The following is a 24999-nucleotide window of genomic DNA, read 5'->3' as shown; positions in this document are numbered from 1 at the left end:
GGAAGGGGTAAAAAGGCGCACGCGTAGATGCGCGGAACCGTCACACACTTGCCGGCGGCAGACACGAACCACAGTGTGAACGCGAACGACCGAGCGATCACCGCGCTGGTCATGCTCGCACACGGTCTGGTCCACACCTACGAGATGGCGGTCCCGATATTCGTCGTCATCTGGCTCACCGAGTTCGACCTCATCAACCTCGGTATCGCACAGTTCAACGTGACGACGGCGACGGTCGGCGTCATCGTGACGCTGGGCTACGGCCTGTTCGGGGCGGGCGCGCTCCCTGGCGGTATTGTCGTCGACCGTATCGGCTCCCGTCGCCTCATCACGGGCTGTCTGCTCGGCATGGGCGGCTCGTATATCCTGCTTGGACTGGCTCCGAGTATGGTCGTCATCGCGCTGGCGCTTGTCCTCTGGGGGCTCTCGGCCAGCGTCTACCACCCGGCGGGGCTCTCGCTCATCAGCAAAGGTGTCGAACAGCGCGGGACCGGACTGGCCTATCACGGCGTCGCCGGCAACCTCGGCATCGGCCTCGGCCCACTCGTCGCCGCGATTCTCCTGCTGGTCGCCGAGTGGCGGACGGTCGCGCTCGTCCTCGGCGTTCCGGCGTTGCTCGCCGCCGTCTACGCCTCGCAGGCGAGCTTCGACGAGACGGCAGCAGTGGCGACCGCGACTGACGGCGGGTCGAAGGCAAGTAGTGGTATCGACTCGCTTGAGGAGTTCCTCTCGGAGAGCAAGCATCTGCTGGCCGGGAGCTTCCTGCTCGTGTTCCTTGTCGTCATGTGCTCGGGGCTGTACTACCGCGGCGTCCTCACGTTTCTCCCGGAACTCCTGCGAGACTTGCCAGGCTTCGAGCCCATCCCGATAGAGGCCCTGTTGCCTCCCAGCGTCCTGTCGGCGCTCGGTATCGAGGCCGGGACGGGCCAGACGCTCAAGCCACAGGACTACTTCTACGCCGGCCTGTTGCTCATCGGCGTCCTCGGCCAGTACGCCGGCGGCAAACTGACCGACCGGATTCCAGTCGAATACGGTATCGCTGGCTCGTTCCTGGTGCTTGCCGCCCTTGCGGCGCTGTTCGTTCCGGTGTCGGCGATGGGCTTCGGTCCGCTGGCGGTGCTCGGTGCGCTTCTGGGCGTCGCGCTGTTCGTCGTCCAGCCGATGTATCAGGCTGCCGTCGCGGAATACACGCCTGCCGGCACGCGCGGACTCTCGTATGGCTTCACGTATCTGGGCGTGTTCGGTGTCGGCGCGCTCGGCGGCGGTCTCGCGGGGTCGATTCTGGCCTTTGCGAACGCGACGGCGCTGTTCGGGACACTCGCCGGTATTGCACTCGTCGCTGTTCTCGCGGGGACTGCTCTCGCACGGCGTTCGTGACCGCCTGAGCGTCGGGCAGGCCGTCGCATCGCTTGCTATTTCTGTCTGTACGATGTACCTGCTGCTCAGATGGACGCCGCAGTCATCGTCCCGGCCTACAACGAGGCGGAGTCGCTGGCCCGCTGTCTGGCTCCCTTCGAGTCACAGTCCGTGGAACTGATCGTCGTAGTCGGCGGCGACGACGGCACGGAACAGGTGGCCCGTGACACCCCCTTCGTCGACACCGTCGTTCGGTGCGACGAAGGCGGGGCGGGAATCGCCAGGAATCGCGGAGCCGAAGCCGCGACAGCGCCGATTCTGCTGTTCACCGATGCAGATACGGTGGTTCCCGAGGACTGGGTCCGCCTGCATCTCAGGCACTACGCTGACGACGAGGTGATCGGCGTTGGCGGGCCCGCACGGCCACTCGAAGACAGTCTCAAACACCGCGTGTTGTTCAAACTGCTGTCGGACTACTGGTATCGGGTGTCCTGGCCGCTGGGCTTCGTCCAGCAACCGGGCTTCAACTGTAGTTTCCGGGCCGACACCTTCGAAGCCGCGGGCGGCTTCGACGAGGACATCCCGTTCATGGAGGACACGGAACTCTCACTGCGGATGAAAGACTACGGCCGAATCGCCTACGACGCCGACTCCTGTGTGGCCACGTCCGCGCGTAGAGAGGCTGACGAAGGGTACCTCTCACTGTTTGCCAAGTATGTTCGGGGATACGCCAATCACTACATCTTCCGCCGGGAGTTCGATGCCGACTACTTCTGAGAAGGGCAGCCTTTTCAACACACACACCGGAGCACTGACACGATGAGTGGCTGGCGGTCACTGCCCCGACGTGCTGTCGAACAAGTACGGGCGGACCTCCGGGACGACCCGTACCTCCGCTACGTGCTCCTGCTGTCGGCTGTTATGGTCGGGTTCTGGTTCTGGCACCGCATCCCGAACTTCGCGACCCGTGACGAGTACAGCCGCTTGCTCGACGCGATGGTCGTCTACGGGTCGGTCCTCGAAGAACCGACTTTCGAGGGGCTCAAAGCCGGCATCGAGTGGGGTCGGGCCCCCTTCGGCGCGACGCTGTACCTCTATGCGCTCGCTATCCTCCCTGTCGTACTCGTCGCGGCTTTCACTGGGGACCTCGGCGCGTTCACTACGATTGCCTTCCCCGGCTGGGAGTTCGGCCACTACGAGGTCTGGGCCGGGACCCCTGAGTGGATCTGGACCTGGAGCCTCGTCTCTATCCGGCTAACTAACGTCGTTGCCGCGCTCTGTGTCGTCTACCTCACGTACCGCCTCGGCGTCGCAATCGAGGGGCGCAACGCCGGCCGGCTCTCGGCCGTCGTGCTCTCGCTGACTTTCGGCTTCCTCACCATCTCGAAGGAGGCCGGCGAGGACATGCCGGCGCTGGTGTTCGTCCTCCTCACGCTGTATCTGCTGGTCAGGTACGTCCAGACCGACGACGGAACGCTGTTTCTGGCAGCGAGCGCTGCCGGCGGCGTCGCGATTGCGTTCAAACTGACGGCCGCACCGGTCATCCTGCTTATCGGCGTCGCCTTCCTGCTGCGTGCCAATGCTACTGACGCGCCGCTGACGGAGACGCTGTACCGGCCGAAGCTCCTGCTGAGTGGCGCACTGCTCGGCTTCGCCATGATCGTGCTCGGGTTCCCGACCGCGCTCGTGGCAGGGGCCGACCCCTTCATCGAGCGGGTGTTCGGCGGCTCGACCTCGCGGATGAGCCACCCAACGGGTCCCGACGCCCCGATGTGGTGGTGGTTCCTGCGGGGCTACTTCAGTGCGCTGGGACTGCCGCTGGTTACCGCGGCCGCCGCCAGCGTCGTGGCAACTGTCGCTACGTTGCGTGACCGCAGTTCCGGCGTCCACGGCACTGTCCTCGTCCTGACGGGACTGGTGGCCTATATCGCGATGTTCTCCCAGTGGCACGACTTCCGGGTGCACCACCTCCTGCCGACGTTCCCGCTCATTGCCTTGCTCGTCGGCGGACGACTGGTGGCCCTCCGTGAACGCTCGTCGTCTCTGGCGCGGCCGGTGATGGCTATCTTGCTGGTGACGACGGCCGTTTACGCCAGCGTTGGGACAGCACAGTTTGCGTCGATGCCCCGAGACGAAGCAACAGCGTGGCTCGAAGACAACAGCGACGACGGAGACGTGGTGGAGACGTACCGTGTCCACGTTCAGGACACCGCCGTCCCGCACTCGCTGACCGCTCGACACGTCGCCGGCCAGGACTCGGAGGCGGAGGAAGCGATGGCGTGTCCCCGATACATCCAGATCGGGTACCGGGATCTGCTGTATCTCAAGGAGGACACCTACTACCGGAATGGCGACGCACAGGCCACCTATCTCCGGAGCCTCCTGAACGAGGAGTACAACTACCGAATCGTCGCCGAGTTCGGGGAGCGGCCGCCGAACTTCGTGCCCCAGCGACCGACGCCCGGCTCGTTCACCGACCTGCTCCGGCTCGGCGTCGTCCCACATACGGACCAGTTCGCCGACGAGCAGGAACTCGCAGCGAACCAGTACACCCTTATTCTGGAACGTGACGGCGAGTGCGACACGAGCCGCCATCCGCCGTTCTGAGTCCGTCTTGACGTGACTCTCTCGGGCCGGCTATTCTGTCGTCAGTGACGTGACGTCGAGTCGAACAGAGGGATACCAGCCCGCGAGCGACGGCAGGTAGATACTCAGGAACCGGTCGACGAAGATGATGGGGATGATGACTTCCGCTGGGATGCCCAGCGCGACGAACACCGCCGTCGCCGTCGCTTCGGTAACACCGATCCCGCCGGGCGTCAGCGGCAGGAGCGTCACGGTGTACGCGACCAGCAGGTACAGCGGCAACGCGACCAGCGGTTCGAACGCGACGCCGAAACTTCCCAGCAGCAGGCCGACGCGGACGCCGGGCGCAAGCACGAGGTCGACGGCCCAGCCGACTGCGTAGCGTAGCCACACTGCTGGCTCGCTCACCAGTGACCGAAATGTCGTGGTCGAGCTGTCGGTGAATTCGAGCAGGCCGTCGAGCTGCGACGCGAGTGCCTCACCGACGCGCGGAACCCGGACCGCCACCCCGGACAGCCAGCCGATAAGCCGGTCCAGATAGGCGAGGTTGAGGCCGCCAAACAGTACTGTCAGACCGGCCACGAAGTACAGGCTCGTCGCGAGCGCCAGTAGCACGAGGAGTTCGAGCCGGAGCAGTGGAATCGCCAGCACGAGCCCTGCGGTCGCTGCCACGCCGTAGTATAGCGCGAAGATGGCGGTGTGAAGCGCTGAGGCGGCCGCGGCGTCGCTGTAGGCCATCCCGGTCTGGCTCCGGAGGACAAACGGCGCGGCTAGCCGCCCGGAGAGCCGCGACGGGAGCAACTGATTGACGAAGTTCACGATGAGCGTCGTCCCGGCGGCGGTCCGGAACTGAGCGGGCGCAAGTGGGGTCATCACCGCGTGCCATGTGTAGGCTCGGCCACAGATGCCGAGAACGCTGACGGCGACAATCACGAGCGCTGTTTCGGTCTCGACGCCGGCGAGCAGGTCGACCGCGCTGGCGATGTCGAACTGCGTGAGCAGCCACGCCAGCGCAACGACGGCGAGTCCGTACTGGGCGACCGTGATCCCCAGATCACGAGCCCGGTTCGTCACGGCGTCTCGCCCCTGTGGAGCCGTGTCGCGGCTGCTTCATCGTCCTCCAGAACGGCCCGTGCGGTCGTGAACTCGAAGTCCTGCTGTAGAATCCGTTCGACGGCCCGTCGCATCCAGTCGCCGGTCCTGACGTACACCCGCGTCGGCACCCCCTCGACGGCCGGTAGGTCCACCAGTTCCCACGGATGGACGTACAGCATCGGCGTAATGCCCCGGCGGGCCAGCAGCTTCATGCCCAAAATCGTGTACCGCGGGCCGAAAAACCGGAGCCAGGTCCCAGTGAGGGGCAACTGCAGGCCGGGCATGACGCTCGCCGGGAACTCAGTAATGCTGTCCGGTGCGTCCGGGTGGACTGCCGTCGCCGGGGCAGGTTCGTGGAGGTCGTACTCGCCGCCGTACCACCCCGGAATCGACCGGCTTGAGACGACGCTAGAGTCGTACGTGTACCCGATATCGGCAAGCAGGTCGAAGTGGTCGTCGGTGATGTCGAAGGCGGGCGCGCGGAACCCTGAGACCCGCTCGTCGGTGGCTCGCTCCAGCACGTCCTTCGACTGTGACAACTCCGCCCGCCGCTCCTCGCTGTCGAGATCGGAGAGCAACTGGTGTGTGTGCGTGTGCGAGGCGATCTCGATACCCGCATCGGCGAGTGCCCGCACGGCGTCGGGATGAGATTGGGCGACTGACGACACTACGAACGCGGTCGAATCCGCGTCGTGTTTTGCGAGTGTCTCCCTGAAAAACCGGCCACCATCGAGGCCGACACCGTCGCGGTCGGTCGTCCCCGACGCGCTCCGGTACGCCGGCGTCTGCGTGAACAGCTCGAAATCTATCGACAGTACCGCACGGTCAGTCATCCTGCTCGTCCTCGGTCCGTAGCTGGTGTTCCTCCAGTTCGCTCCGGAGAAGGCTCAGCTCCTCGTTCAGCCGCGACAGCCGGTCGTACATGTGCCCGATACGGTTGAGCAGGTACGTCACCGCGACGAACAGCGTCAGGTTCGAGATGACGAGGATGGCCCGGGCTTTCCACTCCAAGCCCAGCAGCCGCGCCACGATCTCGAACACGTTGGGGACGATAGCAACGACGATGAGTCCCGTGCCGAGCAGCAGCGACATCACGAACAGCTCTAACGATTCGCGTTCGCTTCGGACGATGATGTAGCCGTTCGCGAGGAAGGCCAGGCCGACGACCAGCGACAGGAGATTGACCAGTGAGTAGTCGAATCCAAAGACCATAGTTAGCGAAAGAGGAGGACGCGAAACACCGTGTCAGTCATCCGCAACGGGTAGAGCACGAGCGTGTCGAGGCTGAACTGCGACTCACCCTCGTCCCGGATCGGCATCTCTATCGATACCTCTTCGATCCGCTGGCCGCGCTGGGCCGCATCGAGCGTCTGTTCGACCGCCCAGTGGTTGTCCGAGCGGTGGAGGATGTCCTGTAGTGCCGACACACGGTAGACGCGGAAGCCGCTCGTCACGTCGGTGATGTCGATGCCGCCGAGCTTCCGCACGACGGTCGTAAAGAACGTGATGCCCAGCCGCCTGATGAGCGGGTAGTCGTCGATGCTCTCGTTCAGGTAGCGGCTGCCGATGACCATGTCCGCGTCCTCGGCGTGGTCCAGCAGGGTCGGAATCTTCTCCGGGTCGTGCTGGCCATCGGCGTCGACCTGCACGACGAAGTCGTAGTCGTGGCGGATCGCGTACTGGTACCCCGTCCTGACGGCCCCACCGACACCGGTGTTAAAGACGTGTGTGACGACGTGTGCGCCGTGCTCTCGGGCGATTGCCGCGGTATCGTCCGACGACCCGTCGTCGACGACGACGACCTCGTCGACGTAGCGGCTCGTTCCGTCGATCACCGACCCGATGGTGCTCGACTCGTTGTACGCGGGGATGACGGCGACTGTTCGCACTGGTGGAAACGCCGCTAGCAGCGAACTTAGAATTGTCGTTCTCTGGAATCCCTCCCTCGGAGTCTGTGAGTGTGTACTTGGCCGTTTCGCTCACGCAATACGACCTCTGTGGGCTATAGCCGACGTGAAACCGACTACTCGGGAGACCGCTGTTTCCCACGACCAAGGTAGTGGTAATTGTTTACAGGCCTCTTGCTCAGAAGAGCACTTGTCCCCGAGATAAGTCATGATGAATAGGGCAAGAATGAAAACACACCGCGCGGTACGTACTGCCATGAGTGTCGAGCAGGAGCAGACGGAACGGACCATCAGGTGTCTGGTGGCGAAAGTCGGACTCGACGGTCACGACCGGGGCGCACACGTCATCGCACGGGCGCTCCGTGACGCCGGCTTCGAAGTGATTTACTCGGGGCTCCATCGCGCGCCCGACGAGGTCGTGCAGGCCGCCGTACAGGAGGACGTGGATGTCGTCGGTATCTCTATTCTCTCGGGGGCACACAACACACTGGTCCCGAAGATTCTCGACGGGCTGAAGGAGTACGACGCGTTCGACGACCGGCTCATCCTCGTCGGCGGCATTGTCCCGGATGACGATCAGGAGGAACTTCGGGGGCAGGGCGTCGACGAAATCTTCGGTCCGGGTGCGTCGATGGAGGAGATGATCGACTACATCCACGAGAACGCGCCCGAGCGATGAGCGATCTCGTCGCTGACCTGCTCGCGGGTAAGCACAGCGCCCTCGCAAGGGTCATCACGAAGATAGAGAACCGCTCGCCGGGGTATCGGGAGATAATCTCCGACCTGCACCAGCACACCGGAACGGCCGACGTTATCGGCGTCACTGGCAGCCCCGGCGCGGGCAAGTCCACGCTGGTCGACAAGGTTGCGGCGACCTATCGCGAGCAGGGACTGACTGTCGGTGTCATCGCCATCGATCCGTCGTCACCGTTCTCGGGCGGCGCAGTGCTGGGCGACCGGATACGGATGGCCTCGAACGCGGGCGACATGGACATGTTCTTCCGGTCGATGTCCGCGCGTGGGTCCCTCGGCGGGCTGTCGACGGCGACGACCGACGCCGTGACCGCGCTGGACGCGTTCGGCAAAGACAAGATCATCGTCGAGACGGTCGGCGCAGGCCAGAACGAGGTCGACATCGTCCGCACTGCTGACACCGTCGCCGTACTCGTGCCCCCGGGTAGCGGCGACGACGTGCAGATGCTCAAGGCCGGCATCCTCGAAATCGGTGACGTGTTCGTGGTCAACAAGGCCGATCTCGACGGGGCCGACCGGACCGTCCAGCAGCTCCGAGAGATGCTTCAGGGACAGAGCGGCCGGCCGAACTCCGGCCACCACGGCGCGACCGAACTCGCCAGTGACAGTGACGACGCGGCCACCGACGACGCCGGTGCTGTGGACGACGAGCCGGAGACGTGGGACCCCCCTATCGTAGAGACGGTTGCCAATCGGGGCGAAGGTGTCGAGGACTTCCTGAACACGCTGGCCGACCACGGCGAGTATCTGGACCGAACCGGCCGACGTGAGGGACAGGCACGGGAGCGATTCGCCGCCGAAATCCGAACCCTGCTTCGGGAGGACGCCAACGAGCTACTGGTCGACGAACTCGACCGCCGCGGCGGTATCGAGCAGTACGTCGACGCCGTCATCGAGCGCCACACTGACCCATACACGGTCGTCGACGAGGTCCTCGCGCCGCTCCGAGAGTGTCTCGACGAGCCTCGCGACGGGAGCTAAGTCCGGGGCTGTCGCGTTTACGGAACCACGTTTGCCCGGGCCGATAGCGACAGCCATCTGCCGCTCGTCCAGCATGTATAACATACTCGGGGCCCCAAGTCATCAGTATGAAACTCCGCAAGGCGCTCGGTGCGGTCGTCGGAGCGGTCGGCGCGACAGCCGCTGCCAACCGCGTGCTGCAGTCGCGGGCCGGTGCGTTCGAACCAATGCTCGACGGGGAACAGGGAACGTACCGCTGGCGCGGGTTCGATATCGCGTACACCGAGGCCGGCGACCCGTCGGATCCGGACCTCGCGTTGTTCCACGGCATCAACGCCGCTGCCAGCAGCCACGAGTTCCATACGGTGTTCGACACGCTGGCGGAGGATTACCACGTCATCGCGCCGGATCTGCCGGGCTTCGGGCAGACGGACCGGCCGCCGCTGCTGTACTCGGCATCGCTGTACACGGCCTTTGTACGGGACTTTATCGAGGACAACACCACCGACGCGACTGTCGTCGCGTCGTCGCTGACCGGGGCCTACGCCGCCAGCGCGGCACAGGAGGTCGACGTGAAGGAACTCGTCCTCGTCTGCCCGACGGACAGTTCGATGGGGAATCGCACCGTCTGGCTCCGCTCGCTCCTGCGCGCCCCCGTCATCGGCGAGGCCATCTACAACCTCACCGTCTCGAAGCCTTCTATCCGGCACTTCCACGCCGACCACGGCTACTACGACATGGACAACCTCACCGAGGACATCGTCGACTACGAGTGGCAAAGCGGTCACCAGCCTGGTGCGCGATTCGCGCCGGCGTCGTTCGTCTCCGGCTTCCTCGATCCGGAAGACGACCTCGGCGAAACACTGGCCAGCTTCGACGTGCCCGTGACGCTGGTCTGGGGTGAGGACGCCGACATCACGCCGCTCTCGAAGGGTCGTGACCTAGCCGAGCAGGCGGACGCGATGCTCGTCGTGTTCGGCGATTCGCTGCTTCTGCCCCACGTCGAACATCCCGGTGAGTTCGTCGACGTGGTCCGTGACAGAGTGACGTCGGTAACAGTCGAGAACTGAGCCTTAGCGCGGTCGGAACACGACCGCTCTCTCCCCGGTCGTTACGCGCTCGCCGACATCGAGGCCGACTACGTCGCCGATGGAGACGTCGTCGGGATCAACGTCACGGACGAGTCCCGTTACCGAAACCGGTCCGAAGTCGGCGATAGCGGTGACGTAGGGCGCGTCGTCCTCGAACTGCGGCGTCGGGACCGTGATCGTCGTGTGGCTCGCGATTTCGCCGGACTCCGGCAGGTCGACCTCCGAGAGGTCCTGGTCGTGACAGCGTGGGCACACCCGCCGGGGCGGCAGCCAGCCGTGGCCGTTCGAACATTCGAGGTAGTAGCCGTTGTCCGATTCGATGCTGTCGAGCCACGCGTCGTATTCGCCGTCTTGTGCAGATTCAGTCATTCTCGCACCTCCATGATGTGGACGGTCGTAGACGCGACTGTGCCGCCCGCATTGTGCGCGACGCCGACGGTGCTGTCCGGGACGGCGTCGGCCCGCGGGTGCGACCCGTCGAGGAGCCAGGCAACGGTCGCTAGCTGGGCGACGCCGGTCGCGCCGACCGGGTGACCCTTGGCTTTCAGCCCGCCCGAGAGATTTATCGGACGGTCGCCGTCGCGGGTCGTCTCGCCGTTGCGTGCCGCAGCGATGCCCTCGCCGCGCTCGTAGAAGCCAAGCGATTCGATTGCGAACACCTCCGCGATAGTGAAACAGTCGTGGACTTCGGCGAAATCGACGTCGTCGGGACCGACGCCGGCGTCTTCGTAAGCCTCCTCCGCAGCCTTGTCAGCGGCGGGCGTCTGTGCCAGATGCGGACGGTCCTGTAACGCGAGATTGTCGCCGCCCTGGCCGGTTCCGGTGATGGCGACTGGGGCGTCCAGATCGTGTTCCTCGGCGTAGGACTCCGTCGTCAGGACGGCGGCTGCAGCGCCATCCGTAATCGGACAGGAATCGTACAGGCCCAGCGGGGACGCAATCGTCGGGGCCTCGGTAGCGTCCTCGACCGTGATCTCCTTTTGAATCTGTGCGTGTTCGTTGACCAGCGCGTGCTCGTGGTTCTTGACGGCAATGTGCGCGAGGTCCTCGTGGGAGCCGCCGTACTGGTCAAAGTACGACCGGGCCATCAGCGCGTAGGCCCCGGGGAAGGTCATCCCGGCACGGACCTCGTAGAGATCGTCGGCGGCGATGGCGAGCGCGTCCGTCGCCGCTGCCGTCCCGATGTTGGTCATCCGCTCCGCGCCGCCGACGACGACGACCTCCGCCTCGCCGTTCCGGATCGTCTTGACGGCTTCACGAACGGCTGTCCCGGCGGATGCACAGGCTGCTTCGACGCGAGTCGCTGGAACGTCCAGCCCGATGGCCTCGGCCATCAGCGGGCCCTGATGGCCCTGATGTTCCGCGAGCTCTCCCATGAAGTTGCCGTAATAGAGGGCCTCAGCGTCGTCCGGGTCGATTCCGGCCTGCGAAAGCGCTTCCAGTCCGGCCTCGGCGAACAGGTCTCGGCCGGTTCGCTCGGGGTGTTTCCCGAAATGTGTCACGCTGGCCCCGGCGATACGTGGGTCTGACATTATCTCCCAGTGTGCGCTGACGGCTTAAATGCCTACTGTTCGGATGGTTAATTAGCGCATAATCACCGAGTTAAACGCCTACAAACGGGATATAGGTTCTCAGCAAGAATTAATTTCCCACGACAGTTCTATATCCTTCAAAGGAATTTGTCCCGTGTCAGTTCACAATCTCGGCGATACGCTGGGGTTCTCCCGACAGCGCGGGTTCCGGTTCAACCATCTGTAGGACCTCGTGGTCGGTCACGTTCGGATACGACTTCTGGACGGCGTCTTCGATGAGGGCCTTTTCAAGGCGGAACTCCGTCCCTTCGTAGACGACATCCACGCCCTGTTCGTCAAACGACAGTACAGTCATACAGCGAATTACGCACGGCACGAATAAAAGGATAGTCTCTCGCGCGGCCGCGCAGGTCCGGCGACTGCCCGGCAAAACGCGTGGCCGGGCCACTCGTCAGGGCCGTTACGAGTCGCCGTCGCTGCCGACTCGGATCACCTGTAGCAGGGAGTACACCGGGACGCCGCGGATGTCGCCGATGCCGCGCTTGTCAGCCAGCACGACGCAGGCCACGGGATTGCCGCCCTGTTCGTGGATCGCGTCGATGGTTTCCCCCATCGTCTTGCCGCTCGTAATAGTGTCGTCGACCACGTAGCAGTCTCGGTCCCGAATTTGCGCGAAGTTTCGTGAGAACGAGCCATCGCTGGTTTCGCTCTCGTCGTCGTCCCACTGGTGTTTGGTCGGGGCGTACGTCCCGAGGTCCGTTTCCAGTTCCCGGGCAACGGTCGTCGCAAGCGGTGCGCCGGCTTTCTCGATGCCGATGGTGAGGTCCACGTCGTCGCCTTTCTTCGAGAGCAGGTCAGCCATCGCCGCTCCTGCGTGGTACAGCCGGTTGCTGTCACGACCGACGGCGGACCAGTCGACGTGGATGTCGTGGGGACCGCCGTCGTCGCTCGTATCCGGTTCCGTGCCGGTGCCGCTGCGTTCGACAAGCCAACTCGCCGTCTCCCGGGAGACGTTGAGTTCATCAGCAATCTCGCCCTTAGAGAGGCCACGCTGTGCCAGGTCGGACGCACTGTCGACGAGGTCGTCGATATTCTTCATACCATCATCTCCGTGTGCGAGGATTTAATAGGCAGTGTTCTTCACCCACCAAAATCTATTTACAACAGTCGTTGTACTAACCTATTGGCTGGGTACACTCTCCCTGCTATCCGGGGCCAGGTGGCAATCCCGTCAGGTCACCAGCATCCCCATCCCTCAACCCGGCCGGCGCCAACCGTCTGTCACACAGCATGGTTGTCCACGGGACCGCACGCACCAGCGGTCAGGCGGGACTCTCCCGCCGTTCCCGTCCGTCGTCTCCCCCCGAACAGAACCCGGATAGCGTCTCGAACACCGACTCTGACACGGATTCGCCCGTTCCGTGTCCGTTTCAGTTGTCGCCCATTTTAAAGGTATAGAGTCGCTGCTCACAGGTCGGACAGACGAGCGTCTCATCGGGGTCCTGACGCGGTCCCAGATGGCCGCCACAGCATGACACCGACGACGATTCGACCAGGTCGGAGTCACAGACCGGGCACCTATGGAGAAACATCCGGAAGGCTTCCGCGCCAGCGACTCTGAGTCGCTCGTCGTCGAGACGCTCACCAAGGACCTCGTACGCTGCGAGCTCGGCGACGACGACCGGCCGGGGGAGGAGTTGTTTATGATCGGTGCCGAGTGCGATCCACTCCGCGTCGTCGACGTACGGTTCCGCGTGCCCGACCTGCTCCAGCGACGCCTGCAGTGTCGTCGAGAGAGCCTCAAGTGATTCCGCTGCCAGTTCGTCCATTTGCTCGTGCCACGCCGTGTCTACAGCCGTCGTGAGAAACAGTTGCTCCCCCTCAAGTTCGATGACACCTGCTGCCGAGAGTTCCCGGAGGATGGTTTCGCCGTCCAGTTCCACATCCTCAGCCAGCGAGTCACGCTTCTCGTGGCCCATGGCTTCCTGCGTTGCCGCGTCGTGTGCGGACTCCCCGTGAAACCACTCGTCCGGGACCGGTGACGCCGCCACCAACTGCGGGGCAAATTCGGGCGTGTACGGAACCAGATACCCCCGAAGGTAGACCACCGCGACGCCGACAACGCCGATCAGCAGGCTCACCCGCGGACGGTTGCGTGCGCGCAAGAACATGGCAACGATTCCAACGAGCCCCAGATTCAGGATTGTACACGGCCAGCATCTGTTCGCTCCGGTGTAGGATTCGTCGCTGAGGGTTTCGAGTACTCCCATCGGGTCGGATTCTTCCGGTGCGGGTTCCCGGCTCATGTTCGGACAACAGTACGGAGTCCCAAAATTCTTTAACAACAGCTGTGGTACAAAGTGCCATGAGCGATTCGCCGGTGACATACACCACGCTCGGGTCGACAGGCCTCGACGTGTCCGAACTCTGTCTCGGAACGATGAACTTCGGGAGCGCGGAGCCCTGGATGCTAAACGACGAGGCCGAGAGCCGTCGGATACTCGAACGGGCGCTCGATCTGGGTATCAACTTCTTCGATACGGCCAACGCGTATTCGAACGGCGAGAGCGAGCGAATACTCGGCGATGCTATCGACTCCGCTCGTCGTGGCGAACTGGTCTTGGCCTCGAAGGTGTACTTCGATATGCACGAGGGACCGAACGGGAGCGGGCTCTCGAAGAAACACATCATCGACCAGTGTCACGCCACGCTGGACCGCCTCGGCGTCGACTATCTCGACCTCTACCAGATCCACCGATGGGACGACGACACGCCGATCGAGGAGACGCTGGACGCGCTGACGTATCTCGTCGACGAAGGGCTGGTTCGCTATATCGGCGCGAGCACGATGGCGAACTGGAAGTTTCAGAAGGCGCTGTACACCGCGGACATCGACGGGTACGAGCGGTTCGTCTCGATGCAACCGGAGTACAACGCCGTCGACCGACACGAGGAGGCGAACCTCCTGCCCGTCTGCGAGATGGAAGGGGTCGGCGTCATCCCGTGGTCGCCCCTTGCCGGCGGCTTCCTCGCCGGAAAGTACGATCGCGACGAGGACCTATCCGAAGGCCGAGCAAGTACGGACGAGTACACGGCAAACCGGTTCAGCGACGAGAACTGGGCGGTTCTCGACGAGGTGCGAGAGATCGCCGACGCGAAGAGTGCGACACCGGCACAGGTCAGTCTGGCGTGGCTCTGCCATCAGGACGTCGTCGACGCGCCGATCATCGGGCCACGGACGATGGACCATCTAGAGGAGAACGTCGGGGCGCTCGACGTCGACCTGACCGACGAGGAATGCGCCCGGATCGAGGCCCCGAAACAGCCACAGTGGCCGGTCGAGGGCAAGGACTGACCGTGGACTTCGATAGATAACCATGCACGTTAACTGCGTTCTCAGTTTCCCTGTACACACATGGACGACAGCGAACTAACCGATGTCCTCGAAGATGCCGGTCTCTCCCCGTATCAGGCGGAGGCCTACGTGGCGCTACTTGGGCTGGGGACCGCATCGGCGACCGACATCGCTGACTCCTGTGACGTTCCGGACCCACGGATCTACGACGTGCTCCGGGACCTGGAAACGAAGGGATATATCGAGACGTTCCAGCAGGACAGCCTGACCGCCCGCGCCCGCAACCCAGATGTGGTCCTTGAAGACCTCCGGTCCCGGTCGAGCAAGTACCTCGACGCGGCAGAGACGATCGAAGAGCGCTGGAACCAGCCCGAGATATCAGACCACGAGGTCAGTATCGTCAAGCGGTTCGAAACGGTCGTCAGCCGGGCCCGGGAACTCATCGAAACAGCCGAAAACCAGATTCAGGTCGGTGTGGACCCGGAGCAGTTCTACGCGGTTCGAGAGGAACTCATTGCCGCCCACGACCGCGGCGTGAACATCAAACTCAGCATCTGTACCGGGCCTGACGACGAAGTCCCACCGCTTTCCGACATCGAAGGGACCTGTACGGAAGCCCGAAACCGCAAGATTCCGGCCCCGTTTTTCGTGCTGGTCGACCGGACCTGGACGTGTTTTGCGCCCCACCACGACTCGGTCAACGAGTACGGCGTGCTCGTCAAGGATCGGACCCACACCTACGTCTTCCACTGGTTCTTCCTGACCTGTCTCTGGGAAATCTGGGATACACTGTACACTGAGCGGACGCCGGAAACCCCGACGACGTACGTTGACCTCCGCCACGCTGTCCGGGATATCGAACCGCTGTTGAATGAGGACGCGATTATCGAGGCTGTCATTGTGGGGTACGATACAGAAACGAAAGAATCGGTTGAGCTGACAGGGCGGGTCACCGACATCGACTACACCGGGAGTAGTATCGGTCGGAAGGACCCCGTCCCACTGGCACAACTGGCCGGTCGAATCAGTGCGACGCTGGTTACCGACGACGGGACGTACGAAGTCGGTGGCTGGGGGGCCGTCATCGAGGAAATCGAAGCTACCGAGATTACGATTACGAACGTTCAGTACGAGTAACGAGCCGCTGCTTTCTCAGGGTGGGTAAACTTCCCCTCAGTTTGCGCGTTTAAGACTCTCTGTGTGGCAAACAGCTGTTTGACCTATCCGTGCGTATATATACTGAAAGATTTATACGATGCTTAATAGTCAATAACATATCACGATTGCCGGGCTGAGGGAGACAATTAACAACACCTGTGGTTAATTATGGACAACCTTTAAGGTGTGTCCGGGATAGCTCAGAATAGATATGTCGGACAATGGCACAAGCGGCGAGCGGAACTCAACAGGCGTCTCCCGGCGACGGTTCGTCCGTGCCGCCGGCGCAGCAGGTGTCGTCGGTGGACTGGCTGGCTGTGCGGACTTCGTCGGCGGTGGTGACGGTGGTAGCGGTGACGGCGGCGACGGCGGTTCGACTGGCGATGGCAGCAGCGGCGAGAGCACGACGGTCCAGTGGGGCTTCGACCCGGTGGCTGTCCAGAACAACGGCGACGCGATCAAGCAGGCACTGCACGACAACGGCCTGCCGGACTCCATCGAAATCGAATTCGTCCCGCGTGACCAAGACACCGGTGCGGCTCGGTCGAACTACAACCGACTGCTCTCGGCTGGCGAGACGAACCCGGACATGTTCCTGATGGACAACGGCTGGACGAATATCTTCATCCAGCGGGGGCAGCTCCAGAACCTCTCCGAAACGCTGCCCGAGGAACTCCTTTCGGACGTGTCGGACAACTACTTCTCGGCGTTCACGGACACGGCACGGAATCCGGGCAGCGGTGACCTGTTCGGCGTGCCGGTGTTCCCGGACTTCCCGACGATGCAGTACCGCAAGGACCTCGTCGAGGAAGCCGGTTACAGCCCCGAGAGCAACAACTGGGCGACCGAGCCGATGACATGGGAAGAGTGGTCGAACATCGCCGCAGACACATACGACAACGCTGACGTCGATTACGGCTTTACGACCCAGTGGGACATCTACGAGGGAACCTCCTGTTGTACGTTCAACGAGGTCATGTCCTCGTGGGGCGGCGCGTACTTCGGCGGCCGCGACAACCTCTTCGGGCCGATCGGCGACCGACCGATCACGGTCAACAACGAAGAGGTCATCAACTCGCTGAACATGATGCGGAAGTTCGTTCACGACGAGGACTTCGGCGGCCAGTTCGAGGGCTACGGTGGCGGCTTCACCCCGACCGAAATCCTCGGCTGGAAGGAGGAAGACGCTCGCGCGCCGTTCGTCAACGGCAACGCGGTCTTCCACCGGAACTGGCCCTACTCGCTGGCACTCGGCGGCCGCAATCCGGAGGAAACCGACGACCCGGCGCTCGGCGAGAACCTCGGCGCGATGCCGATTCCGTACGCCGTGCCCGAGAGCGAGGCCGCACAGCCCGGTACGGGTGGTACCACGGCCGCCCTCGGTGGCTGGCACATGACGGTCAACCCCAACAGCGAGCAGCTAGACGCCGTGACGCAGGTCATTCGCGCCGCCATGGAGCCGGACTTCCAGCTCACGCTGCTGTCTGTCCAGGGCTGGCTGCCGCCGCGGCCTGAACTGTTCAACTCCAGCGAGGCCCAGAACGTGCCCGTCGTTGGCCGGTACATGGACACGCTGCAGGTCGCCGGTAACAATACCATGCCGCGCCCGGTGACGGCTGTCTGGAGCGACCAGTCCAGCAAGATCGCGCAGCAAGCGAACCGCGCAGTCGGGCAGGAAGCCTCCTCGGCCGATGCGATGGCGACACTCGAGTCCTCGCTCGAATCGACAGAACAGACCTGAAGTCGCAGGCAAGCGTTACAAGGCCACCCCTGTGATTATTTACCATGATACATTCAAACGACGGACGGAGGTAACTGAATGAGCACAGAAACCGGCCGTGAATCCAGACGCTCGGGGGCACTCGTCAGCGTAATGCGTTGGATGGAGAACCTCAGCGACACGCAGTACGCGTATCTGCTTTTGGTTCCCGTGTTCGTGCTTCTGGGTGTCGTCGCGCTGTACCCGCTGTTGCGGACCTTCGAACTGTCGCTGTTCGCGCTCTCGGCGGACTTTTCGAGCACTAACTTCGTCGGCGCTGGGAACTACGTCGAACTGTTCACCGGCGGGAAGAACCGGTACCTACCAGGTGGAACGACGTTCCTTCCTGAAGGATTTGGCTTAGGTGCATTGCTGAACAGCGCCCTCGTCGTCACGATAATCTTCGCTGTCACAAGTGTGCTGTTCGAGACGCTCATCGGCCTCGGACAGGCGCTCATCCTCGATCAAGATTTCTACGGTCGACGGTGGATTCGCGCGGCTATCATCATTCCGTGGGCTGTCCCCGTCGTCATCCAGGGAATAATCTTCTTCCTGATGTTCAATTCGAACGTCGGGTTCCTGACGCCACCGCTCGCTGACCTCGGATTGCTCGCGCCGACGAACACGCTCAACGACACGGCAAGTGCGACGTTTATTATCATCGTCGCCGACATCTGGAAGACATCGGCGTTCATGGCCTTGCTCATTCTAGCTGGGCTCCAGAGCATCGACCGGGGCCTGTACGACGTGGCGAAGGTCGCCGGCGCGACGAAATGGCAGCAGTTCAAGCTCATCACGTTCCCACTCATCCTGCCGACTATCGGCGTTGCCGTGCTGTTCCGGTCGGTACAAGCGATGCGAGTGTACGGCATCATCGATACGGTGTCGAGCTGTACCGTCGTGCCGTCGCTGTCGTGTATGGTCGTCGCGACGTTCACTACCCGCGAGGGGACATCCGCGGCCATCGCGTTCGTGACTGCGGCGATTATCGGCATCGTCGTGATGGGACTCATCGCTTGGCAAGGGGAGGACGCGATCTAACATGGCTACGCCAACCGATACCCAGGAGCAGTCGAGCGACGGACCGCTACAGCGCTGGACACAGAGCGCCATCCAGAACCCGGACAAAGTGTACCGGGCGCTGTTTTACGCAGCGATGGTGTTTTTCCTGGTGACGACGCTGTTCCCCTTCTACTGGCTCGTCGTGCTGGCGGTGACCCCCGAAGGGAACCTGCTCTCGGGCAGTTTCCTCCCGACAGTGAACCTCTTCGGCGTCAGCGGGACGTTCCCGCTCCCGGTTCCGAAAGGCTTCAACCCAGGCGCGTTCGTCACGGTCTTCGAACAGGTGCCGTTCCACCTGTACATGCTGAACAGCTTCGCGCTGGCGGTCACGACGACGGTCATCGTGCTGTTCGTCGCCAGCCTCGCCGGCTACGTGTTCGGCCGACTTCGGTTCCCTGGCCGCGCACTGCTGATGCTCGGTATTCTGGCGATCAGCTACTTCCCGCCAGCCGCGTTCGTCATCCCGCTGTTTCAGGCGTTCGCCGGCAACGCCCCGATCACGATACCGTTCACGTCCATCCCGCTGTTTACCCCACCGCGGCTGCTGAACACACCGGGGTCGATGGTACTGCCGTTCAGTGCGTTGTTCATGCCGCTGTCCATCTTCATCCTGACGACGTTCTACGGCCAGATTCCAGACGGACTGGAGGACGCTGCACGGGTCGAAGGAACGACGCGGCTGGGCGCGCTGTTCCGGGTCATCATGCCGCTGTCCGCGCCGGGCGTGGCGACCGCGGCCGTGCTGACGTTCATCGCCGTCTACAACGAGTACTTCTTCAGTTCGATCATGGCGACCTCGCCGGAGGCGGCGAAATGGTCGCCGATCGTCGGCGGGATTCTCAGTTACCAGACCCAGTACACGACGCAGTTCAACCTCATGGCGGCTGCGAGCATCGTCGGGGTCCTCCCCGTCGTCATACTCGTTATCGTCGCACAGGAACGCATCGTCAGCGGACTGACCTCAGGCGCACTCAAGGAGTAACACAATGGCAAGAGTACGACTCGAACACGTAACGAAGCGCTACGACGACCAGGGTGACGTGGTGACCGCGGTCGACGACATGAACCTCGACATCGACCACGGCGAGTTTATTTGCTTCGTCGGCCCGTCCGGCTGCGGGAAGTCGACGACGATGGAAACCATCGCCGGGCTCACCATCCCAACCGAGGGTGAGATATACATCGGCGACCGCGAGGTGACGAACCTGCCACCGAAGGACCGCGGCATCGCGATGGTGTTCCAGAACATCGCGCTGTTCCCGCACATGGACGTGTACGACAACATCTCCTTCGGGTTGCGGCTACGGGACTACCCACAGGACGAGATCGACCGCCGGGTCGAGCGAGCCGCGGACATCGTCCAGCTAGAGGGGATGCTGAACCGGATGCCCGAAGAGATGTCTGGTGGACAGCGCCAGCGCGTCGCCATCGCCCGCGCAATCGTGCGCGAGCCCGACGTGTTCCTGATGGACGAGCCGCTGGCGAACCTCGACGCGAAGCTCAAGGTCCATATGCGAACGGAGCTCCAGCGCCTGCACAAGGAACTGGACACGACAATCATCTACGTGACCCACGACCAGGAGGAGGCAATGACGCTGTCGGACCGCATCGCCGTCCTCGATTCGGGCCAGCTCCAGCAGATTGACCCGCCGCTGACCTGTTACAACGAGCCGGACAATCTCTTTGTCGCCGGGTTCATCGGCTCACCGTCGATGAACTTCGTCGAAGGGACAGTCACCGAAACTACACTGGAGACGCCGAACTTCTCGCTTGAGTTCAATCCGTCGTCCATCGAAGGCGTTGGAGTCGGTGACGACGTGACGCTTGGCATCCGACCGGAGGACATCTATCCGGGCGAACTCCAGTCGGAGGTTCCCGATCCGTCAGGGATGATTACGGCGACGACCGACATCCTCGAACCGATGGGCGACGAGATATTCGCCTACCTACTGCTGGGCGACGGCGAAACGTCGATGTCGCAGGAACTGGCGACGAACGACCAGTTGCTGATGAGTATCGATCCCGATTCGGACCTCGAAGAAGACGATGAGATCGGGGTTGTCATCGACCGACGGAACGTCCACCTGTTCGACTCGGCCACCGGTGAGGCAGTCGTCCACGACCTCATTCCGTACGAGGCCGAAGGTACTGCATCCAGTAGCGAAGTAGAATCAGACGACTGATATGAGTAGCCACCTCGCGATGCTGTACTGGAGCGGGATGCTCGTGCTGTTTTTCTTCTGGGCGTACGGTATCGTGTCGTTCGTCCTCGATCTGAAGAACAAAATCGTCCCCGGAATCATCCAGTATCGGCGCGGTCGACGGCGCGAGAAGGCGAAACAGGAACAGGAAGAGGACCGTGAAGAGCGTGAAAAGCAGTTGTATTAATTCACCTTAGTGACAACTACTGCCAATGACTGAGACCGTTCGGATAGGCATCATCGGACTGGGGAACATCGCGGACATTCACTGTACTAACCTCCAACAGCTCGACCAGCCGGTCTCGATAGCGGCGGGCGTCGATGTCGATGCCGATGCGCGCCGCCGGTTCGCCGAGAGGTACGACGCCGCAGTGTACGAGGAAGCCGCGGCGATGTTCGGGTCCGTCGATGCTGTGCTGGTGACGACGCCGAACAGATACCACGAGCAGTACGTCGTCGCGGCGCTTGAGGCGGGGCTGGACGTACTCGTCGAGAAGCCGCTGGCACACACGCTCGAAAGCGCCAAACGGATCGCTACGGCTGCCGAAGCGGCCGACGGGTTCTGTATGGTCGGCTTCCACAAGCGGTTCGCCGATCCGGTCGAGGCGTTGGTGGGCTACCGCGACGCGGGCGATATGGGCGAGATATCTCATGTCGAAGCGAACTACATCAGGCGTCGCGGCGTTCCCGGCCGCGGGTCGTGGTTCACGCGTAGCGACGTGGCGGGCGGCGGGTCGCTAATCGATATCGGGGCCCACGCTATCGACCTAGCGCTACACGTTGCTGGCCATCCGGACGTCGCCGAGGTGTCGGGTGACACCCGCGCTCAGTTCGGCGTCGACGAAGAGTACGCCTACGTCGAGATGTGGGGCGAAGATCAGGGCGCAGCCGAGTTCAGCGTCGACGATTCGGCGAGTGCCTTCATCCGCTGTGATGACGGTACGACGATATCCCTAGAGGTCGCGTGGGCGACGAACCGACCGGACAGTCAGGAGTACTACGTCCGCGGCACCGGTGCGGGTGCGAAACTCGATCTCGCGGACCAGTCGCTGACGCTGTTCGAAACGGCCGACATCGGCCGGATGCACCACCGAACGACCGACATCGAGACGCAACGATCGGACCCGCAACGAAAGGAGCAGTCACAGTTCGTCTCGGCAGTCCGGGACGGGACCCCGCCGTCGATGAACACCGTCGAGCAGGCACTGCGAGTCCAGCGCGTGATGGACGCGATCTACCGCTCCGGCGAAACTGGTGCGGCAGTCAGCGTCAGCGAGACAGAGACCTGAAGAAAGACTTAATCCCCAGTGTTCTCACTCTCTGCCTGGCATGAAAGTGATTGGTGTTACGCGGGACGACGACGGCCCACAGCTCCTAGAGCGGGAGCGACCGTCGCCTGATCCGGGCGAGGCACTCGTCCGGACGCTCCGCGTTGGTGTTGACGGCACAGACCACGAAGTCCTGAACGGGTCCCACGGCGGGTTCCCCGACGAGGCAGACCACATGGTTCTCGGACACGAGGCGGTCGGCGTCGTCGAAGAGCCCAATGGCACGGGGCTCGAGGCGGGGCAGGTCGTCGTCCCGACCGTCCGACGGAAACCGAACGGTGAAACGAACGAGTACTTCCGCCGGGGTGAACCCGACATGGCACCTGACGGCGAGTACACCGAACGCGGCATCGTCGGCGACCACGGCTTCATGGCCGAGTACTTCACCTCGCCGGCGGACTTCCTCGTACCCGTCCCCGAGTCGGTCGCGGAGTACGGCTTCCTCGTCGAGCCGCTCTCGATCACCGAGAAGGCCAACGAGCACGCCTACGCGACGCGGGAACCGTTCGACTGGCGACCGGAAGCCGCCTGCGTGCTCGGCAACGGCTCGCTCGGTCTGCTGACACTGTGGATGCTTGAACAGGAGTACGACCGCACCTACTGTGTCGGTCGGCGGGACCGACCCGATCCGACGGTCGACATCATCGATGAGATCGGGAGCACGTACGTCGATTCCCGCGAGACGCCGGTGGACGAACTCCCGGATGCCTACGAGGCGATGGACTACATCTACGAGGCGACCGGGTTCGCCCCCCACGCGTTCCAGACGGTCAAGGCGCTCGACCAGAACGGGGTCGGCGTGTTGCTCGGCATCCCGGAGCCGTGGGAGTTCGAAGTCGATGGCGGCTCGCTACACAACGAGATCGTCCTGCACAACAAGTGTCTCATCGGGACGGTCAACTCGCACGTCTCGCACTTCGAGGACGCCGTCGAGACGTTACAGGAGCTTCCGGAATGGTTACTCGATGATCTGATCACGACGGTTACCGACCCGGAGCACGTCGAGGCGGCCTTCGAGGATGGGGACGACCAGATAAAAGCAGTCGTCGAGTTCGATTCGCTGTAACTCCTCGGGCCGAACCGCGCCCGAGCTTTTTCGTCGCAGTATGGCCTGGATAGCCCCCATCTAGAAGCGGATCTGTCGGTCACATGTAAGATAACAGATGTAAGGTAGTGAGGTATTTACTCACATACGATTAATTTGTTTTACCGCTCAAACACGAAAAATCACGTAATATAGATGATTTACCGGGATCGACCCGAATGTCAAATGGTGACTTTCGCTATACAGAAGTATTAAGTACGAATCTTCAATAAGGAATTATGAGGTATTGGTGCAACCATGACTGACGACAATTCAAATAAACGGTTGACGCGGCGTAACGCTCTTCGGATTGCTGGCGCAGCAGGTGCGGCCTCGCTGGCTGGCTGCGGTGGGAGTGACGGTGGTGACGGCAGCAGCGGCGACGGCAGCAGCGGTGACGGTAGTGACGGCAGCAGTGGCGACGGCAGCAGCGGTGACAGCAGTACTGACAGCGGAACACAGTACAGCACACTTGAGGTCGCCCACTGGTGGGGTGAAGGCGACGGACTGGAAGCGATTCAGTCCGTTATGGACGCCTTCAAGGAGCAACACCCGGACGTTCCGTTCGACGAGAACCTCATTGCCGGCGGTGCAGGAGACAACCTGCAGGCGAACATCCGGACACGGGTTCAGAACGGCAACCACCCGAGTACGTGGCAGGCCTGGCCCGGAAACAATCTGCTCCCGTTCACCGATGCGAACCTGCTGAAGGACATCGGCGACTCCGTGTGGTCGGAGAACAGCATGGAGGACGCGTACCTCCAGGGTGTCAAGGACGCGGCCCAGCCCGCCGGGAACTACGTGACGGTCCCGCTCAACATCCACCGGATCAACAACCTCTTCTACAACGTCGAGGTCGTCGAGGACGCCGGGGTCGACCCGACATCCCTCGAAACGCCGTCTGACCTCGTCGACGCGCTGTCGACGGTGAACGATGCCGGTTACACCGGAATGGCACATCAGACTGGGTCGCCGTGGTCCAGCTTCCAGATGTTCGCGACGGTCCTTCTGGGCGAAACGGACGCCGAGACCTACAGCGCCATCTTCGTCGACGGCGAAGTCGACGCCAACAGCGACGCGCTGGAGTCGGCAGTCGAGACCACGCAGTCCTATCTCGACTACATCCCGAGCGACGCCGGTTCGATTTCCTGGACCGAGGCCAACAATCAGGTCATCAACGGCGAAGCGGCGTTCCTCCACCAGGGTGACTGGGCGGCCGGAACGTACATCACGAACGACCTCACCTACGGCGAGGAGTGGGACCACGTGACGTTCCCGGGAACCGACGGCTACTACGCGCTGAACATGGACTCGTTCCCGTATCCCGTCAACAACCCGTCCCCGGAAGCGACCACGCTGTGGTGCCAGTTCGTCGGGACGTCGGAGGCACAGGAGATCTTCAACCCGAAGAAGGGGTCGATTCCGCCGCGGACTGACGTGAACACCGATCCGTTCAACGACTTCTCCAAGGATCAGATAGAGGACTTCCAGAACAGCGATGCCCAGCCGCCGTCCGTCGCACACGGTCTGGCCGCACCGCCGGCAGTCAAGTCCTCGCTCGAATCCGCTATCTCATCGCTGAACTCCGGCGCTTCGGCCGCGGACGTCGTCTCCCAGATTTCTAGCTCCTACTAGAACGCACCGATAGCGCGCAGTTTTTTTTGCCGTGGCAGCTCGAACAATCGGAGTCCGGAGGGGTCGGCAGCCGCTGTGACAAGGCGACGAACAGTAGCGGATACTCGTGCGACTGGTCCTGAAACTGTCTGCTGAAG

Annotated in this window: 25 protein-coding genes; 16 read left to right on the top strand and 9 right to left on the bottom strand. The window is 62.7% G+C overall.

Annotation, left to right across the window (positions count from 1 at the left end; all coding sequences use genetic code 11):
• Nucleotides 1–27: 27 nt before the first annotated feature.
• The 3 genes from ACYJ11_RS14645 to ACYJ11_RS14635 all read left to right on the top strand — a co-directional run bounded on the left by ACYJ11_RS14645 (nt 28) and on the right by ACYJ11_RS14635 (nt 3963).
• The gene (locus ACYJ11_RS14645; RefSeq protein WP_461648292.1) at nt 28–1377 is read left to right on the top strand and encodes an MFS transporter; all 1350 of its coding nucleotides are present in this window, start codon (nt 28–30) and stop codon (nt 1375–1377) included.
• A gap of 69 nt (nt 1378–1446) precedes the next feature.
• Nucleotides 1447–2133: a glycosyltransferase gene (locus tag ACYJ11_RS14640; RefSeq protein ID WP_461648291.1), complete on the top strand. Its 687-nt coding sequence runs from the start codon at nt 1447–1449 to the stop codon at nt 2131–2133.
• 42 nt (nt 2134–2175) lie between these two features.
• A complete protein-coding gene (locus tag ACYJ11_RS14635) occupies nt 2176–3963 on the top strand; it encodes an ArnT family glycosyltransferase (RefSeq protein WP_461648290.1) in 1788 nt (595 codons plus the stop codon).
• Between the two features lie 30 nt (nt 3964–3993).
• Here the strand turns inward: ACYJ11_RS14635 and ACYJ11_RS14630 are convergent, their stop codons facing one another.
• The 4 genes from ACYJ11_RS14630 to ACYJ11_RS14615 are packed head-to-tail and all read right to left on the bottom strand — an operon-like array spanning nt 3994 to nt 6926.
• On the bottom strand, nt 3994–5016 hold the full coding sequence (locus ACYJ11_RS14630) for a lysylphosphatidylglycerol synthase transmembrane domain-containing protein (RefSeq protein WP_461648289.1): 1023 nt from the start codon (nt 5014–5016) through the stop codon (nt 3994–3996).
• On the bottom strand, nt 5013–5870 hold the full coding sequence (locus ACYJ11_RS14625; RefSeq protein ID WP_461648288.1) for a polysaccharide deacetylase family protein: 858 nt from the start codon (nt 5868–5870) through the stop codon (nt 5013–5015). Before ACYJ11_RS14625 ends, ACYJ11_RS14630 begins: the two co-directional genes overlap by 4 nt.
• On the bottom strand, nt 5863–6249 hold the full coding sequence (locus tag ACYJ11_RS14620) for a DUF2304 domain-containing protein (protein ID WP_170096154.1): 387 nt from the start codon (nt 6247–6249) through the stop codon (nt 5863–5865). Before ACYJ11_RS14620 ends, ACYJ11_RS14625 begins: the two co-directional genes overlap by 8 nt.
• Before the next feature lie 2 nt (nt 6250–6251).
• Nucleotides 6252–6926 (bottom strand): glycosyltransferase family 2 protein, encoded by a 675-nt coding sequence (locus ACYJ11_RS14615; RefSeq protein ID WP_005534326.1) that lies wholly within the window; start codon nt 6924–6926, stop codon nt 6252–6254.
• Nucleotides 6927–7200: 274 nt separating this feature from the next.
• Between ACYJ11_RS14615 and ACYJ11_RS14610 the strand changes: the two genes are divergently transcribed.
• The 3 genes from ACYJ11_RS14610 to ACYJ11_RS14600 all read left to right on the top strand — a co-directional run bounded on the left by ACYJ11_RS14610 (nt 7201) and on the right by ACYJ11_RS14600 (nt 9727).
• Nucleotides 7201–7623 (top strand): cobalamin B12-binding domain-containing protein, encoded by a 423-nt coding sequence (locus ACYJ11_RS14610; protein WP_004592670.1) that lies wholly within the window; start codon nt 7201–7203, stop codon nt 7621–7623.
• Nucleotides 7620–8678, top strand: a complete 1059-nt coding sequence (gene meaB / locus ACYJ11_RS14605; RefSeq protein WP_461648287.1) for a methylmalonyl Co-A mutase-associated GTPase MeaB — start codon at nt 7620–7622, stop codon at nt 8676–8678. Before ACYJ11_RS14610 ends, meaB begins: the two co-directional genes overlap by 4 nt.
• Nucleotides 8679–8785: 107 nt before the next feature.
• The gene (locus ACYJ11_RS14600) at nt 8786–9727 is read left to right on the top strand and encodes an alpha/beta fold hydrolase (protein ID WP_461648286.1); all 942 of its coding nucleotides are present in this window, start codon (nt 8786–8788) and stop codon (nt 9725–9727) included.
• Between the two features lie 3 nt (nt 9728–9730).
• Here ACYJ11_RS14600 and ACYJ11_RS14595 read toward each other — a convergent pair whose 3' ends face one another.
• The 5 genes from ACYJ11_RS14595 to ACYJ11_RS14575 all read right to left on the bottom strand — a co-directional run bounded on the left by ACYJ11_RS14595 (nt 9731) and on the right by ACYJ11_RS14575 (nt 13586).
• Complete coding sequence (locus ACYJ11_RS14595; RefSeq protein WP_005534330.1) at nt 9731–10117, bottom strand: Zn-ribbon domain-containing OB-fold protein; 387 nt, start codon at nt 10115–10117, stop codon at nt 9731–9733.
• Nucleotides 10114–11280: a thiolase domain-containing protein gene (locus ACYJ11_RS14590; protein WP_461648285.1), complete on the bottom strand. Its 1167-nt coding sequence runs from the start codon at nt 11278–11280 to the stop codon at nt 10114–10116. Before ACYJ11_RS14590 ends, ACYJ11_RS14595 begins: the two co-directional genes overlap by 4 nt.
• 157 nt (nt 11281–11437) lie before the next feature.
• Complete coding sequence (locus ACYJ11_RS14585) at nt 11438–11635, bottom strand: DUF5800 family protein (RefSeq protein WP_004592677.1); 198 nt, start codon at nt 11633–11635, stop codon at nt 11438–11440.
• A gap of 105 nt (nt 11636–11740) precedes the next feature.
• Nucleotides 11741–12379: a transcriptional regulator GfcR gene (gene gfcR / locus ACYJ11_RS14580; RefSeq protein WP_005534332.1), complete on the bottom strand. Its 639-nt coding sequence runs from the start codon at nt 12377–12379 to the stop codon at nt 11741–11743.
• 331 nt (nt 12380–12710) lie between these two features.
• Entirely contained in the window at nt 12711–13586 is an 876-nt protein-coding gene (locus tag ACYJ11_RS14575) for a hypothetical protein (RefSeq protein ID WP_461648284.1), read from the bottom strand.
• 59 nt (nt 13587–13645) lie between these two features.
• On the opposite strand from ACYJ11_RS14575, the gene ACYJ11_RS14570 reads away from it, so the two are divergent.
• From ACYJ11_RS14570 to ACYJ11_RS14525, 10 genes are all read left to right on the top strand, one after another.
• Nucleotides 13646–14635 (top strand): aldo/keto reductase, encoded by a 990-nt coding sequence (locus ACYJ11_RS14570; protein WP_461648283.1) that lies wholly within the window; start codon nt 13646–13648, stop codon nt 14633–14635.
• Between the two features lie 60 nt (nt 14636–14695).
• Nucleotides 14696–15772: a TrmB family transcriptional regulator gene (locus tag ACYJ11_RS14565; protein WP_188977191.1), complete on the top strand. Its 1077-nt coding sequence runs from the start codon at nt 14696–14698 to the stop codon at nt 15770–15772.
• Between the two features lie 232 nt (nt 15773–16004).
• Nucleotides 16005–17534, top strand: coding sequence for an extracellular solute-binding protein (locus ACYJ11_RS14560; protein ID WP_461648282.1), 1530 nt, complete (start codon nt 16005–16007; stop codon nt 17532–17534).
• Nucleotides 17535–17612: 78 nt separating this feature from the next.
• A complete protein-coding gene (locus ACYJ11_RS14555) occupies nt 17613–18593 on the top strand; it encodes a carbohydrate ABC transporter permease (RefSeq protein WP_461648281.1) in 981 nt (326 codons plus the stop codon).
• A 1-nt stretch (nt 18594) separates the two neighbouring features.
• Complete coding sequence (locus ACYJ11_RS14550) at nt 18595–19596, top strand: carbohydrate ABC transporter permease (RefSeq protein WP_170096144.1); 1002 nt, start codon at nt 18595–18597, stop codon at nt 19594–19596.
• A gap of 4 nt (nt 19597–19600) precedes the next feature.
• Nucleotides 19601–20797, top strand: coding sequence for an ABC transporter ATP-binding protein (locus ACYJ11_RS14545; protein ID WP_421642201.1), 1197 nt, complete (start codon nt 19601–19603; stop codon nt 20795–20797).
• 1 nt (nt 20798) lies between these two features.
• A complete protein-coding gene (locus ACYJ11_RS14540) occupies nt 20799–21002 on the top strand; it encodes a hypothetical protein (protein ID WP_421642202.1) in 204 nt (67 codons plus the stop codon).
• 25 nt (nt 21003–21027) lie between these two features.
• Nucleotides 21028–22104: a Gfo/Idh/MocA family protein gene (locus ACYJ11_RS14535; RefSeq protein ID WP_461648280.1), complete on the top strand. Its 1077-nt coding sequence runs from the start codon at nt 21028–21030 to the stop codon at nt 22102–22104.
• Between the two features lie 40 nt (nt 22105–22144).
• The gene (locus ACYJ11_RS14530; protein WP_461648279.1) at nt 22145–23209 is read left to right on the top strand and encodes a glucose 1-dehydrogenase; all 1065 of its coding nucleotides are present in this window, start codon (nt 22145–22147) and stop codon (nt 23207–23209) included.
• Nucleotides 23210–23485: 276 nt separating this feature from the next.
• Nucleotides 23486–24862: an ABC transporter substrate-binding protein gene (locus tag ACYJ11_RS14525; protein WP_461648278.1), complete on the top strand. Its 1377-nt coding sequence runs from the start codon at nt 23486–23488 to the stop codon at nt 24860–24862.
• The last annotated feature ends 137 nt before the right edge of the window (nt 24863–24999 follow it).

It is taken from the genome of Haloarcula sp. H-GB5 (assembly GCF_054850705.1).
The sequence above is the reverse complement of the archived record's forward strand: the minus strand, read 5'-3'. Positions and strand labels throughout refer to the sequence as shown.